General features: G+C 67.7%; 1 protein-coding gene. It reads left to right on the top strand.

Going from position 1 to position 662, the window contains the following annotated elements; genetic code table 11:
• Positions 1–662, top strand: a 662-nt coding sequence (locus tag AC1DYI_RS37745) for a type IV pilus assembly protein FimV (protein WP_477209166.1), incomplete at both ends; no start/stop codon positions are given.

Raw genomic sequence — 662 nt, 5'->3', positions numbered from 1 at the left:
GCCCGCAAGCGCGTGGCCCCGCCGCCGCCCGCTCCCGAACCGAGTTTCTTCGAGTCGCTGTCCGGCAACCCCTGGGTGCTGCCCGGCGCTGCCGGCCTGGTTGCCTTGCTGGCTGGCCTGGGCGTGATGCGCCTGCGCCGTCGCCAGCAAGACGGCGCTGCCGAAACCTCGTTCATCGAAAGCAAGCTGCAACCGGACTCGTTCTTCGGCGTCAGCGGTGGTCAGCGTGTCGACACGCGTGATGGCGCGAACAGCAGTTCTTCGCTGAGCTACTCGCTGAGCCAGCTCGACGCGATCGGTGATGTGGACCCGGTGGCCGAAGCCGATGTCTACCTGGCCTATGGCCGCGACCTGCAGGCCGAAGAAATCCTGAAGGAAGCACTGCGCAGCGACCCGGGCCGAGTGGCGATCCGCAGCAAGCTGCTTGAGGTGTACGCCAAGCGCGCCGACGTGAAGGCCTTCGACGCGCAAGCGCGTCAGATGCTGGAGCAAACCGGCGGCGTGGGCGAAGAGTGGGAAAAGGCGATCGAGCTGGGCTACAGCATCGATCCGGCGAACCCGCTGTACGGCGGCGCTGGCGCGGTGATGGCGGTCGACATCGACACCTCATCCGAGCCGCCGCCCGACCTGCGCGAAGACTACCGCCCGGCACGGGTGGAAGA

The sequence above is a fragment of the Ideonella sp. P3_A4 genome, from assembly GCF_056403075.1.
This window is presented reverse-complemented; position numbering and strand designations above follow the sequence as displayed.